The 13,189-nt window shown below is 66.4% G+C and carries 14 protein-coding genes and 1 pseudogene; 5 read left to right on the top strand and 10 right to left on the bottom strand.

Annotation, left to right across the window (positions count from 1 at the left end; all coding sequences use genetic code 11):
- Positions 1–13: 13 nt before the first annotated feature.
- The 6 genes from ftsX to ACWEOI_RS21795 form a co-directional block, all read right to left on the bottom strand.
- Entirely contained in the window at positions 14–919 is a 906-nt protein-coding gene (gene ftsX / locus ACWEOI_RS21820; RefSeq protein ID WP_357286737.1) for a permease-like cell division protein FtsX, read from the bottom strand.
- Positions 919–1,608, bottom strand: a complete 690-nt coding sequence (gene ftsE / locus ACWEOI_RS21815; RefSeq protein ID WP_433667447.1) for a cell division ATP-binding protein FtsE — start codon at positions 1,606–1,608, stop codon at positions 919–921. Before ftsE ends, ftsX begins: the two co-directional genes overlap by 1 nt.
- Positions 1,609–1,665: 57 nt before the next feature.
- Positions 1,666–1,842, bottom strand: a complete 177-nt coding sequence (locus ACWEOI_RS21810) for a hypothetical protein (protein ID WP_433667449.1) — start codon at positions 1,840–1,842, stop codon at positions 1,666–1,668.
- Complete coding sequence (locus ACWEOI_RS21805; RefSeq protein ID WP_452360777.1) at positions 1,820–2,668, bottom strand: mechanosensitive ion channel family protein; 849 nt, start codon at positions 2,666–2,668, stop codon at positions 1,820–1,822. Before ACWEOI_RS21805 ends, ACWEOI_RS21810 begins: the two co-directional genes overlap by 23 nt.
- Positions 2,669–2,716: 48 nt before the next feature.
- Positions 2,717–3,835 (bottom strand): peptide chain release factor 2, encoded by a 1,119-nt coding sequence (prfB, locus tag ACWEOI_RS21800; protein WP_452360776.1) that lies wholly within the window; start codon positions 3,833–3,835, stop codon positions 2,717–2,719.
- Positions 3,836–3,898: 63 nt separating this feature from the next.
- Positions 3,899–4,756 carry an MmyB family transcriptional regulator gene (locus ACWEOI_RS21795; RefSeq protein WP_433667455.1) on the bottom strand — a complete coding sequence of 286 codons (858 nt, stop codon included), beginning with the start codon at positions 4,754–4,756 and terminating at the stop codon, positions 3,899–3,901.
- Positions 4,757–4,901: 145 nt separating this feature from the next.
- Between ACWEOI_RS21795 and ACWEOI_RS21790 the strand changes: the two genes are divergently transcribed.
- Together ACWEOI_RS21790 and hisN are read left to right on the top strand one after the other, a co-directional pair.
- On the top strand, positions 4,902–5,498 hold the full coding sequence (locus tag ACWEOI_RS21790) for an NADPH-dependent FMN reductase (protein ID WP_452360775.1): 597 nt from the start codon (positions 4,902–4,904) through the stop codon (positions 5,496–5,498).
- Positions 5,499–5,614: 116 nt separating this feature from the next.
- Positions 5,615–6,400, top strand: a complete 786-nt coding sequence (gene hisN, locus ACWEOI_RS21785) for a histidinol-phosphatase (RefSeq protein WP_357086635.1) — start codon at positions 5,615–5,617, stop codon at positions 6,398–6,400.
- A gap of 97 nt (positions 6,401–6,497) precedes the next feature.
- On the opposite strand, the gene ACWEOI_RS21780 is transcribed toward hisN, so the two are convergent.
- The gene (locus tag ACWEOI_RS21780; RefSeq protein WP_433667459.1) at positions 6,498–6,752 is read right to left on the bottom strand and encodes a hypothetical protein; all 255 of its coding nucleotides are present in this window, start codon (positions 6,750–6,752) and stop codon (positions 6,498–6,500) included.
- A gap of 234 nt (positions 6,753–6,986) precedes the next feature.
- Here ACWEOI_RS21780 and ACWEOI_RS21775 point away from each other — a divergent pair, with 234 nt between their 5' ends.
- Both ACWEOI_RS21775 and ACWEOI_RS21770 read left to right on the top strand, forming a co-directional pair.
- On the top strand, positions 6,987–8,375 hold the full coding sequence (locus tag ACWEOI_RS21775) for an acyl-CoA dehydrogenase family protein (protein ID WP_379094446.1): 1,389 nt from the start codon (positions 6,987–6,989) through the stop codon (positions 8,373–8,375).
- A gap of 27 nt (positions 8,376–8,402) precedes the next feature.
- Positions 8,403–9,638 (top strand): acyl-CoA dehydrogenase family protein, encoded by a 1,236-nt coding sequence (locus ACWEOI_RS21770; RefSeq protein WP_357286757.1) that lies wholly within the window; start codon positions 8,403–8,405, stop codon positions 9,636–9,638.
- A 92-nt stretch (positions 9,639–9,730) separates the two neighbouring features.
- On the opposite strand, the gene ACWEOI_RS21765 is transcribed toward ACWEOI_RS21770, so the two are convergent.
- The 3 genes from ACWEOI_RS21765 to ACWEOI_RS21755 form a co-directional block, all read right to left on the bottom strand.
- Entirely contained in the window at positions 9,731–10,975 is a 1,245-nt protein-coding gene (locus tag ACWEOI_RS21765; protein ID WP_452360774.1) for a tyrosine-type recombinase/integrase, read from the bottom strand.
- 118 nt (positions 10,976–11,093) lie between these two features.
- Positions 11,094–11,351 (bottom strand): hypothetical protein, encoded by a 258-nt coding sequence (locus tag ACWEOI_RS21760; protein WP_452360773.1) that lies wholly within the window; start codon positions 11,349–11,351, stop codon positions 11,094–11,096.
- Between the two features lie 512 nt (positions 11,352–11,863).
- Positions 11,864–12,403 carry a uracil-DNA glycosylase gene (locus tag ACWEOI_RS21755; protein WP_433667466.1) on the bottom strand — a complete coding sequence of 180 codons (540 nt, stop codon included), beginning with the start codon at positions 12,401–12,403 and terminating at the stop codon, positions 11,864–11,866.
- 567 nt (positions 12,404–12,970) lie between these two features.
- Here ACWEOI_RS21755 and ACWEOI_RS21750 point away from each other — a divergent pair.
- Positions 12,971–13,069: pseudogene (locus tag ACWEOI_RS21750) on the top strand (hypothetical protein); the annotation flags it as partial.
- Positions 13,070–13,189: the final 120 nt, after the last annotated feature.

Below are 13,189 nucleotides of genomic sequence, written 5' to 3'. Positions count from 1 at the left end.
ACTTCGCACCCCGTCACTCGCGCACGTAGTACCGCAAGGCGACATACGCGGTGAGAGCGGCGAATCCGATACCGATCGGTGTGACGACCATGGCCACGGCCGCGATGTCGTCGCCGGTGATCCGCGGCAGCACCTGATCGTTGAACAGCGACCCCAGCGCCCGGTTGATCACCAGCGGCTGCGCCACGAACAGACCGCCCACGGCCAGCACCGATCCCACCAGCGCCGCCAGCACGGCTTCCAGCAGGAACGGCAGCTGCGTGTACCAGCGCGTGGCGCCGACCAGTCGCATGATGCCCACCTCGGTCCGCCGGGCCAGCGCCGCGACCTGCACCATATTGGCGATCAGCATCAAAGCGGCCAGGGCCTGCAGCGCCGCCAACCCGAAGGCGGCATTGCGCAATCCGACGAAGAAGCTGACCAGCCGGTCCACGATGTCCATGTCATTGAGCACGGTCATGACGCCGGGCCGCTTGGAGAAGTCGTCGTAGATGGACCGGTACTTGGTGACGTCGTCGAGCTTCACCCGGAACGAGGCGGGCAGTCCGTCCTTGCTCACCTCGTCGGCGAGTCCCGGCTGATCCTTGAAGGTGGTCTCCTTGACCTCCTTCACCGCGTCCGAGCTATTGATGAACTGCACGTTCGCCACATAGTCGTGCTTCTTCAGATCCGCCATGAGCGAGGCGCACGGCTGCCCGGTGCAGTCCGGGTCCGTCTTCGACACCTGGTCGTCGAGGTACAGCCGGATCTCCACGCGCTGGACGTAGTAGTCCTGGATCTTGTCCGCCATCCGGACCGCGAGCAGGCCGCCGCCGAGCATGGTCAGCGACACCGCGGTGGTGAGGATCATGGCGATGGTCATGGTGACGTTGCGGCGCAGGCCGGTGAAGACCTCGCTGAACAGGAATCCCGCGCGCATTATCGGCCCACCCCGTAGACGCCCATCTCGTCGTCGCGCACGATGCGTCCGCGATCGAGTTCGACCACGCGCCGGCGCATGGCGTCGACGATGGTGTTGTCGTGGGTGGCCATGACCACCGTGGTTCCGGTGCGGTTGATGCGTTCGAGCAGCATCATGATGTCCTGACTGGTCTCCGGGTCGAGGTTGCCGGTCGGTTCGTCCGCCAGCAGCACCAGCGGCCGGTTCACGAAGGCGCGGGCGAGCGCGACGCGCTGCTGCTCACCACCGGAGAGTTCACCGGGCAGCCGGTCGGCCTTGCCCGCGAGTCCCACCATGTCGAGCGCCTCGGGCACCGACCGATTGATGAATGCTCGCGATTTGCCGATCACCTCCAGCGCGAAGGCGACATTCTGTTCCACCGTCTTCTGCTGCAGCAGCCGGAAGTCCTGGAAGACGCACCCGATGCGCTGGCGCAGCTTGGGAACCTTGCGCCCCGGCAGCCGGTCGACCCGAAAGTCGGCGACCCACACCTCACCGGTGGTCGGTTTCTCGTCCTTCAACAGCAGCCGCATGAACGTGGACTTTCCGGAGCCCGAGGGCCCGATAACGAAGACGAACTCGCCCTTTTCGATATCGACGGAGACATTGTCCAGCGCCGGCCGCGTCGAGGTCTGATACGACTTGGTGACGTTGCGCAGGGTTATCACGGGGAGCCAGTGTAGCCAGCACGACCGCGCGGCCGACTACACCGCGCGGACGCGGGGTCAGCGCTGGGTGTGCTCCGATGTGTTTGGCAGATAGTTGCTGAGCACGGTGTTCACCATCGGCGGGGCGTTCTTGGGCTCGTGTCCGGCGGGCTTGACGAGTACGTAGAGCGCGAAGGTGGCGACCCACACGGCCATCAGGATCGCGGTGGACTTACGGATTCGCTTGATCGGCACCGACACCCATACCCTCCCGGCGCAGTGCCGCGGCCACCCGCACACGGAGCTCACGCCCGACTTCGAACTGTTTGCCCGGGAGCGTCCGGGCCACCATCTTGATGTTCATCTGATTGACGGTGAGATCTTCGACACCCATCACGCTGGGCTGGTCCAGCAGCAGGGCCTTGAGCTTGCGATCGGAGAACGCCTTGGCCCCGACATCGCGCAGGACTTCGTTGACCTTGTTGATGTCGGATGTGGCGGGCACCGGCACATCGATGGCGGCGCGCGCCCAATCCTTGGACAGGTTGGTCACTTTCACGATCTGGCCGTTGGGAACGATGACCACTTCGCCGTCCGCGCTGCGCAAGGTGGTGATGCGCAGCGTGACGTCCTCCACCGTACCCTCGGCCTCCGCGGAGTTCCCGCTGACCGCGATCCGCACGACATCGCCGAAGCCGTACTGCCTTTCGGTGATGAGGAAGAATCCCGCGAGCAGATCCTGCACGATGCGCTGCGCGCCGAAACCCAGCGCGGCACCCAGCACGGCGGCCGGGGCGACCAGTCCGCCCAGCTCGAAGCCCAAGCGCCGCAACACTTCCAGCGAGACCAGGAAGTAGACGATGGACAGCACCACCCAGGTGATCACCTGGGCCAGCGCGTGCCGATGCTTGGACGCCTCCGATCGCACCAGCGAGTCACTGCTGCGGAATCCGGCGTCGATGCGCCGGGTGATCCGGTCCCGCACGTAGTTCGCGCCGCGGCTGAAGAGCATGGTGCCCACGATGAGCAGCACGATCTCCAAACCGCTGGACCGCAGCCAATTCCCGAATTCTGTGTTCATAGTGCCTCCGCTCCCCTCCGTCGTGCGGAGCGGGCGAGCCGAGTTGATCTAGTTGGCCGACTGCTCTCGCATGCGCCAACGAATTCCGGCTTCGATGAAAGCATCGATGTCGCCGTCGAGCACGGCGGAGGGGTTGTTGACCTCGTAGTTGGTGCGCAGATCCTTGACCATCTGGTACGGGTGCAGCACGTAGGAGCGCATCTGGTTGCCCCAGGACGCGCCCTCGTTGGTCTTGAGCGCGTCCATCTGGGCGCGCTCTTCCTGCCGCTTGCGCTCGAGCAGCTTGGCCTGCAGCACGCGCATGGCCGAGATCTTGTTCTGCAGCTGCGACTTCTCGTTCTGGCAGGTGACCACGATGCCGGTCGGGATGTGGGTCAGGCGGACCGCGGAGTCGGTGGTGTTGACCGACTGGCCGCCCGGGCCCGAGGAGCGGTACACGTCGACGCGGACCTCGCCCTCGGGAATCTCGATGTGGTCGGTGGTCTCGACGACGGGCAGCACCTCGACCTCGGCGAAGGAGGTCTGGCGGCGGCCCTGGTTGTCGAACGGGCTGATACGGACCAGTCGGTGCGTGCCCATTTCCACCGACAGCGTGCCGTACGCGTAGGGCACCTTCACCGCGAAGGTCGCCGACTTGATGCCCGCTTCTTCCGCGTAAGAGGTGTCATAGATCTCGACCGGGTACTTGTGCCCCTCGGCCCAGCGCACGTACATGCGCATCAGCATCTGCGCCCAGTCCGCGGCGTCCACGCCACCCGCGCCGGAACGGATATTGACCAGCGCCTCACGCTTGTCGTACTCGCCCGAGAGCAGGGTCCGGACTTCCATCGCCTCGATATCGGCGTGCAGGGAGGACCGCTCGGCGTCGGCGTCGGCGAGCGCCGCGACCTGGTCCGCGCCCTCCTCGGCCTCGGCCAGCTCGTAGAGCACCGGCAGGTCCTCGAGCCGCTGCCGCAGATCCTTGACCCGCCGCATCTCGGCCTGCGCGTGCGACAACTCGCTGGTCACGCTCTGCGCGTGCTCCTGGTTGTTCCACAGCTCCGGGTCGGCCGCCTGGTGTTCCAGCTCGTCGATGCGGCGAGCCAGCTCGTCGATATCGAGCACCGACTCGATGGTCTTCAGAGTCGTGTCGAGTTCGGCCAGATCAGCGGAGACGTCAGGATGCACGGTGTTCCAATCTACCGGGGCGGTCCATTACTCCGAAACTTCGGCGGCTCGTGGCCGCGCTGCTCACCCCGCGACGGCGCGCAGGCCGCCGGGGCGACGGCCGACGAGGCGGTCCACGGCGGTCGCGGTGGCGTCGTCGGCGGGGAGGTAGACGATGAGGGTCTGGTCGTCGTCCGCGGAGAAGTGCAGGGTTTCGTAGGCCAGGCGCAGTGACCCGGCCTCGGGGTGTTCGAGGCGGCCGACGCCATTGGTGTCGGGCAGGCCGGGGATGGTGTCGAGCCGGTCGGTGAATTCGGGGCCGAGGGTTTCGGCGAGTTCGTCGAACAGGGCGTTCACGTGCGGGTCGGCGCGGCCGGGTCCCTGTTTGAGGGTGGCGACCACCTTGTCCGCCTTGTGTTCCCAGTCGGGGTAGAACTCCCGGGCGCGCGGATCGGACAGCACGTAGCGGGCGTAATTGCCGGGCAGTCCGTCGTCGAGCATGCCGATCGGCCCGAACAGGGCGCGGTAGCCGTCGGTCACGGCGAGGATCTCGGTGAGGCGGTTCATCACCGCCGCGGGCGCGGGCTCGAGCTGATCCAGCATGGCCTGCACGGCCGGGCGGATGCGGCGGTTGGGCCCGGATGCGCCGCGGCAGTTGAAGTTCGGATCCCCCGCCTTCGCGAAACCGAGCAGGTGCACGCGCTGCGCGGGGGTCAGTCGGAGCGCGTCGGACAGCGCGATCAGCACCGGCGAGGACGGATGCCGGTCGCGGCCCTGCTCGAGGCGGGTCAGGTATTCCACGGAAACACCCGCGAGCGTGGCCAATTCGGCCCGGCGCAGTCCGGGCGTGCGCCGCCGCGGACCGGTCGGCAGGCCCACCTCGGCGGGTGTGACGGCCTCGCGGCGCAGGCGCAGGAACAGTCCCAGCTCGTTCTCACTCACGTTTTCGACGGTAACAACCAAGGCGGCCGCTGAGGGTGTCCCTGCCACTACCACCCTCAGCGTGGTCTCCCTACCGGTCTTGCGAACTCGCAGAGTTGATCCCGAGCGGCCGACCGGCCGCACAGGATCCCCCAAGGAGACCCTCATGACCAGCACGTCCCTGCGCCTCGCGGTGATCATCGGCAGCGTCCGGGAGGGACGCTTCGGACCGGTGGTGGCCGACTGGTTCGCCGCGCGGGCCCGCGTCCACGGCGCGTTCGAGGTGGATGTGATCGATCTGGCCGACTACAACCTGCCGCACGAACTGCCCGCGATCCCGATGGCGATGGAGCCGAATCCGGCCCGCCCCGGCAATGGCGACGAGCTGGCCGCGCGGCTGGCGGCGGCGGACGCGTTCGTGGTCGTCACGCCCGACATCAACCGCAGCTTCCCGTCGTCGCTCAAGACGGCTATCGACTGGCATGTCACCGAATGGGATCGCAAGACGGTCGGATTCGTCGGCTACAGCGGCGGGTCCGGCGGGCTGCTGGCGATCGAGGGTCTGCGCGCGGTGTTCAACGAGTTGAACGCCCACACGGTGCGGAACTACCTCTCGTTCTCCCGCTACTACCTGCTGTTCGACCAGTCGGGCACATTGATCGAACCCGCCGAGTACGAGGAGGCCGCCGACCGGCTGCTGACCCAGCTGCACTGGTGGGCAACCGCGCTCAGCACCGCCCGGCAGGACGCTGTCAGCGCCTGACCGACCGGGTGGCACACCGACCGGCGAATTCGCGGCCGCTCCCGGCACCGGTGTGCCACCGGTCGTTGGGGATGTGGGACACCCGGAGTTAACGGGGGAGGACTAACGTGCTCGGGGTGACCGGATACTCCGCTGACCTGGAACTTGCGCTGAGGCTGGCCGACGCGGCCGATGTGATCACCCGTGAGCGGTTCGGGGCGCTCGACTTGAAGATCGATTCGAAACCGGATCTGACGCCGGTGTCGGACGCGGATCTGGCGGTCGAGCGGATGGTGCGGGAGGTCCTCGCGGCCGAGCGTCCCGACGATCTGGTGCTCGGCGAGGAATTCGGCGGGGACGCCGAGTTCACCGGGCGGCAGTGGGTGATCGATCCGATCGACGGGACCAAGAACTTCGTGCGCGGCGTGCCGGTGTGGGCCTCGCTCATCTCACTGCTCGAGGACGGCGTGCCGGTGGTGGGCGTGGTGAGCGCGCCCGGCCTGTCGCGGCGCTGGTGGGCGGCGTCGGGCCACGGCGCGTGGAGCACCTTCGAAAAGGGTGAGCCCAAGGCGATTTCGGTGTCCGCGATCGCGGAGCTGGGGGCGTCCAGTCTGGCGATCTCGAGCCTGTCCGGCTGGCGGGCCATCGGCCGCCGCGCCAAGCTCATCGCGCTCACCGACGAGGTGTGGCGGGTGCGCGGATACGGCGACTTCTACGGCTACGCACTGCTGGCCGAGGGTGCGGTGGACATCGTCACCGAGCCGGAGCTGTCGCTGTGGGACATGGCCGCGCTCGACATTCTGATTCGCGAGGCGGGCGGCACCTTCACGTCGCTCGACGGCAATCCCGGGCCGCACGGCGGCAGCGCGGTGGCGACCAATTCGCATCTGCAGGACCAGGTTCTGGCGGCACTGCAGGCCTGATTCGAAGTTCTTCGAGGGGTACCCGGCGCGGGCTGCGGTCCCGCTACCGGGCGCGTCACTGCGCCTGCTCATGCCGGCGTGGCGACGCCTGGGGGTATCAGCCCAGCGGAACGCAGACCGAACCGAGGTCGAGGAACGGGCCGCCGGGGATGGACGAGCCGACGCCGACCGAGCCGAGGCCGATCTCGGTGCCGACGCCGGTGCTGCACCCGCTGGTGCCCGAGCCGGTGCCGATGCCAGAGCCGGTGATGCCGATGTCGATGTTCTGCAGCGGCACTTCGGCATTCGCGGCGGGGGCGGTGAGGAAGAGACCGGCGGCGACGAAGCCGACCGTTCCGAGCGCGATCTTCATTATGTACGAGCCTCCATCAGGATCGGGTTATGCGCCGACACCTTAGCCCAGCTCGCCGTCGTTTGAAGTGTGTTTGTTTCACTAGATTCGGGTTACGTCATCGGCACGTTCGAGCCACCGCTCTGACCTCGCGATTAGACAACACTCGACGACAGTTCTTACTCTGAAGTAAGATAGTCTTACTCAGGAGTAAGATTGCTGGGCGGGATCACCCACCTCCTCGATAGAAACTTGGTGATTATGAGCACTCGAGACACCGCAACGAAGCGGGATACCTCCGCCGTTGGCCTCAACCCGGTCAAACGCGACTGGATGGGCGCGGCGATGCGGGTCATGACGACCATCACGGGGTCCGACCTGGCCGAGAAGTACAACCTGCGCAAGCCGATCGAGCGTCTCACCTATGAGGGCACCAAGACCGGATTCCGCACCCTCGGTGCCGCGACCCGCGCGTTCGAGAAGGTCGCCGGCGGTGGCGCTCCGAAGCGTCTGCCCGCCAACGAGTCTCGTAAGAAGGACTACTTCGACCTGACCCCGACCGACGAGCAGCAGATGATCGTCGAGACGGTGCGCGACTTCGCCGGCGAGATCCTGCGCCCGGCCGCGTACGAGGCCGACAACTCGGCCAAGGCGCCGCGCGACCTGCTGGAGCGGGCCGCCGAGCTGGGCGTCACGCTGATCAACGTGCCCGAGGAGCTCGAGGGCGCGGCCTCCGAGCGCGGCGCGGTCACCAACTCGCTGGTCGCCGAAGCGCTGGCGTACGGCGACATGGGCCTGGCGCTGCCGATCCTGGCGCCGAGCGGTGTCGCGGTCGCGCTGTCGCAGTGGGGCACCGACGCGCAACAGAAGAGCTACCTGGGCGCCTACGCGGGCGAGAACGTGCCGCAGTCCTCGGTGGTCATCGCCGAGCCGCAGGCGCTGTTCGACCCGTTCGCGCTGAAGACCAAGGCCACCCGCTCCCCCAGCGGCTTCCGCCTCAACGGTGTGAAGACCCTGGTCCCGGCCGCCGGTGACGCCGAGCTGTTCATCGTCGCCGCCGAGCTGGACGGCCGCCCGACCTTCTTCATCGTCGAGTCCGACACCGAGGGCCTGGTCATCGAGGCGGACCCGAGCATGGGTATGCGGGCCGCGGGCCTGGGTCGCCTGATCCTGAACAATGTCGCGGTTCCGGCCACCGCCCTGCTGGGCGACTCCGAGGGCGCGGTGCGCGCCGAGGAGTACGCCGACGCGGTGCGGCTGGCCCGTCTGGGCTGGGCCTCGCTGGCCATCGGCACCGGTCAGGCCGTGCTGGACTACGTGATTCCGTACGTGAAGGAGCGGGAGGCGTTCGGTGAGCCGATCGCGCACCGGCAGGCGGTCGCGTTCATGGTCGCGAACATGGCGATCGAGCTGGACGGTCTTCGTCTCGTGACGCTGCGGGGTGCGTCTCGCGCCGAGCAGGGTCTGTCCTTCGCCCGCGAGGCCGCGCTGGCCAAGAAGCTGGCCACCGACAAGGGCATGCAGATCGGCCTCGACGGCGTGCAGCTGCTCGGCGGCCACGGCTTCACCAAGGAACACCCGGTCGAGCGCTGGTACCGCGATCTGCGCGGTGTGGGCGTCGCCGAGGGCGTCGTCCTCCTCTGACCCGACTTCTCAACGGAGAGACCACTCATGATCAATCTCGAACTCCCCAAGAAGCTGCGGGCCAGCGCCAACCAGGCCCACCAGGTCGCGCAGGAGATCTTCCGTCCCGCGTCGCGCAAGTACGACCTGGCCGAGCACGAATACCCGGTCGAGCTGGACACCATGGCCGCCATGGTCGAGGGCCTGTCCGACTCGGGTTCCGCCGACGTCTCCGGCGCCACCGGCGGCCGTAAGGCCGGCGAGTCCACCGAGGGCGACAAGCACGCCACCGAGCTGCTCGGAAACACCAACGGCGGCAATATGTCCGCGCTGATGAATGCCCTCGAGACCTCCTGGGGCGACGTCGGCCTGATGCTGTCGATCCCCTACCAGGGTCTCGGCAACGCCGCCATCGCCGCGGTCGCCACCGACGAGCAGCTGTCGCGTTTCGGCAAGGTGTGGGCCGCCATGGCCATCACCGAGCCGTCCTTCGGCTCCGACTCCGCGGCGGTCACCGCCACCGCCACCCTCGACGGTGACGAGTGGGTCCTCAACGGCACCAAGATCTTCGTGACCGCCGGCTCGCGCGCCACCCACATCGTGGTGTGGGCGTCGGTGGACCGGTCCCTGGGCCGCGCCGCCATCAAGTCCTTCGTGGTTCCCCGCGACGCCAAGGGCCTCACCGTGTCCCGCCTCGAGCACAAGCTCGGCATCAAGGCGTCCGACACCGCCGAGATCCGCTTCGAGGACTGCCGCATCCCGAAGGACAACATCCTCGGTTCCCCGGAAGTCAACGTGGAGAAGGGTTTCGCGGGCGTCATGCAGACGTTCGACAACACCCGCCCCCTCGTAGCCGCCATGGCGGTCGGCGTCGGCCGCGCCGCCCTCGAGGAACTCCGCACGGTGCTGACCGACGCGGGCGTCGAGATCTCCTACGACACCCCCGCCAACAACCAGCACGCCGCCGCCGCGGAATTCCTCCGCCTGGAAGCGGACTGGGAAGCGGCCTACCTCCTCTCCCTCCGCGCCGCGTGGATGGCCGACAACAAGAAGCCCAACTCCCTCGAGGCTTCGATGTCCAAGGCCAAGGCCGGCCGCATGGGCACCGACGTCACCCTCAAGGCCGTCGAGCTGGCCGGCGCCACGGGTTACTCCCAGCGCACCCTCCTGGAGAAGTGGGGCCGCGACTCGAAGATCCTCGACATCTTCGAAGGCACCCAGCAGATCCAACAGCTCATCGTGGCCCGCCGGGTTCTCGGGCTGGGCAGCGACAAGCTGAAGTAAGTTCCGGCACAACGGAAAACCGGTGCGAGCAGTACTCCTGCCTCGCACCGGTTCTTCGTCTCCAGATAGCCCACCTCGATCATTTCCGTGCCTCAGGCCGCCGTCAGGCTGTCATCGAGCAGTTCCCACACCGAGGCCGCGGCATCCACGGCGAGACGCGCCCGTTCATGGCTGTCGTCGAGCAGACGAACGTAGGTGCGGAGCGTGAAGCCCGGGTCCGCATGCCCGAGGTACTCCGCGAGCTCTTTGATCGATACCCCGCGGGCCAGCAAGGTCGAGGCGTACAGATGCCGAAGCGCGTGCATGCCGTCGATCCGCTTGCGGTACACCAGCCCCGCCCGACCGAAGGCCGGCAGCCACACGACCTTGCTGAACAGGTCCCCACTGAACGGGTTGCCCGCCGGATTGGTGATGAGGATTCGGACCGTCACGAGTTCACCGTCCGCACTCCCCCACGGCAAAGTAACCGCAGTGAGCGGAAACTCCTCGACGTAGCTGTCGATGTCGTTCAAGGTCGCCCGCGACAACGGCACGAATCGGGTCTTTCCACCCTTGGGCAACGCGAACATCAGCACGCCGTCGACCAACTTCACCTGGCGTTGAACGTGGACCACCATGCCGTCTCGGTCGATATCCTGCTCGGGCGAGAGGGCCAGGATCTCGCTCTGTTGACAGCCCAGGCCGGCTCCCATCGGCGCAGCGATCCGGTACCGCTTGTGCAATCCCCCACGGATCTGCCGTACCCGTTCGTCCTGCCAGATCACGACCTTCGGACTCTTCTTCACCGGGCGCCGGACCGACTTTGCCTTGCACGGGTTCTCGCGAATCAGCTTGTCGTCCACGGCCGAGTCGAAAATGCCCGACACGATATTGAACAGCATGGCCTTGTAGTTCTCGGAATACTTCCGCACATCGAGCCCGTCGACCCAGTCCCGAATCTTCGCCGGCCCGATCCAACCCATGGACTGGTGGCCGAAAGTGGGATAGATCCTCGATCCCAGCCGACTCCGGAGCGCCGATCGGGTGGCCGGGTCCGGTGACTGCGCCTTGACCCAGCTTTCCCCTTGTTGCCGAAAGGTCTTCCGCGCGGCGCGAGGATCGACGTACTTGCCCTCGCGCTTGTCGGACTCCACTTCGATCAGAAAGTCATCGGCACGCTTCTTCTGCCTGTCGGGGAACGACTTCGACCGCTCATCACCCTCGGGGTTGATACAGCGGACTCGATACCGAAGTCCCTTGCCGTACAGCTCGGTCGGCTCTATAACCGGCTTCCCGCGGCCGTTGAGAACGAGCTTGTCGTCACCATCCCGCTTCGGCCGGTACCAGCGATCTTCCACGTGGCCATGTCAGGCGGCCTCGAAATCCGTTGCAGCGAAAGACTTCACCTTCGTCGGGCGATAGCGCAGCCGTCGACCGATCACCGTCACCGGCGGCCCTTGACCGAGCCATTTCCATTCAGCGGCGGCTCGTGGCGGCGGCCATGCCACCACCGGCGACCACCAGCCCGCCGACGATCAGGATCAAGCCGAGCGGCCGCATCCAATTGACGTCCGACGCGGCAGACGCGGCGCGTTGGTCACGGCTCTGCGCGCCCGAACGCGACGACAGACACGTATCACCCGAGGACATCTGATGACCATCACAGCGCGGATGCTGCGCATTATGGGCCGCAGCGAAACTGAGCCCCAAGAACAGCGCGCCGACCAACACCACGACAATCCCGAGACTAGCGATCCTCCTGGCAGGACTCTGATCCTGTGCAGCCATACTCAAGCCCCCCCAAATCACCGACACACGTTGCGCCAGTTCACAAATCGAAAGTTAGTGTAGCTGACAGAAGCGTCGGCGCAAGGCGGAGAAATCGCTCATAAATGTGCAACAGGCGAAGCCACGCTTCTCGCCGTCCTGTGCGCTTCGCAACCTGGATCTGGGCAGCTTCCCATTCGACTTCTGCGGTATCGTCGGTGGCCCTACAACTGGCAGCTCGGCGGTCCCTCTGCGGTGGCAATCGACATTCCGACCACCGGAGTCCGCAGGCTCGAATGCACGAGCGATCCGGGAACCCGAAGCTAGCGACAGCCCACAGTCCCCAGCTCCATCCGCACGCCAGCGTTTTGCATCGCATTCCAGTTCCGAACTCCGCCATACAGGATCAAGGGGCGGCGGTACAGCCGCGCCCGGCGACTCCGAGAACGGAATGAACCCCGTCACGGTCAACGTCAGCGTCATCCGAGCCTTCCAGCGAGGTCGAGGATCGCGTCCTCGAAGATCGGCTGCCTGCCGCCACCCAGCCCGCGCCGGCTGGGATGCGGCACCCTCCGATCCGCGAAGTCGTACAGACCGGTGATCCCGGCGCGTTTCCACCCGTCGCGGGCGTTCCCGCCCAGCGGCAACACTGTCCGCACATACGGCAGCAGCGCGACGAGCCGCCGCGTCCACTGCGCACCGATCTGCCGTTCCTCGGTTGTCGACTGCCCGTCGGGGTCACTCGTGGGGAACGGGCACACATTCCAGTGCACTACATCCTTCCAGTCCACTCCACGGAGGGCATACTCCTTGCGCAGACAGGCTGCGGTGGGGTCGTCGTTATCGAGACTCAGCAGTCCGGACCCGGAGTCCATCTTCGCTTTCGGGCCGGGGGTGTCGAGCAGGATCAGAGCGCGGGCGTGGATACCACCCTGGTCGGGGTCGAGGTAGGGGACAGCGCCGCGGGGAAGGTCGTAGCGGTCGGCGATCTCGTCGGCGAGGGCGTTGATCGGCGCCACATGCAGTTCCCGGATACGAGACCGGCGTTCTTGCACAACGGCACGGGAGCTGTTACGGCCGAGACTCATCAGCGCATCACGTTCCTCTGGTTGTGGTGGGTTGCAACTTGTTGAAATTCAGTCGCCCCGAGCGGGATCCCGACAGGGCGCCGGAGAAAACCGGTTGTGTGTATCGTCCCTCATTCGTGCCAGATACCCCGGTCACCCACGGTCATTCGTGGCACGCACCGGGCACAGCGAAACGCAGGTCAGCAGCGCCGACCCGCGTGATCTTCTGATTCCTAAGCTGAGTGTGTCGCACCGCCTCGGTGTCACCACACTGTCACATGTGACACGGATACCCCGGACAGCCGCAGACCCGAGCGCAGTCTTTCGCCAGCTCAGCCACCACTATCCGATCCCGGCAGACGGACCCGGGCTGCCTCCGGAGCAGAAGATCGACAACAGCCCCAGGCCGTCCACAGGCCGTCACGGTCCCCAAACGACAGTGAACTGGGTAGAAGTCGGGAGAGACCACTCCGCAGGTCAACACCGGGTTTTCGAATGTTTCTGGAGGTCAACGAAATTGACCGCGAGATCCTCGACATCTTTGAAGGCACCCAGCAGATCCAGCAGCTCATCGTGGCCCGCCGCGTCCTCGGGCTGTCCAGCGACAAGCTGAAGTAAGTTCCAGCACAACGGAAAACCGGTGCGCGCCACGCAAGTGGCCCGCACCGGTTTTTTCGTTTCAGCGCGATGGGCCATGTCGGCTAGGTTGATTCCGAACGCTGCAGGCGTTGCAGCCTC

The organism is Nocardia sp. NPDC004340 (assembly GCF_053602575.1).
This window is presented reverse-complemented; position numbering and strand designations above follow the sequence as displayed.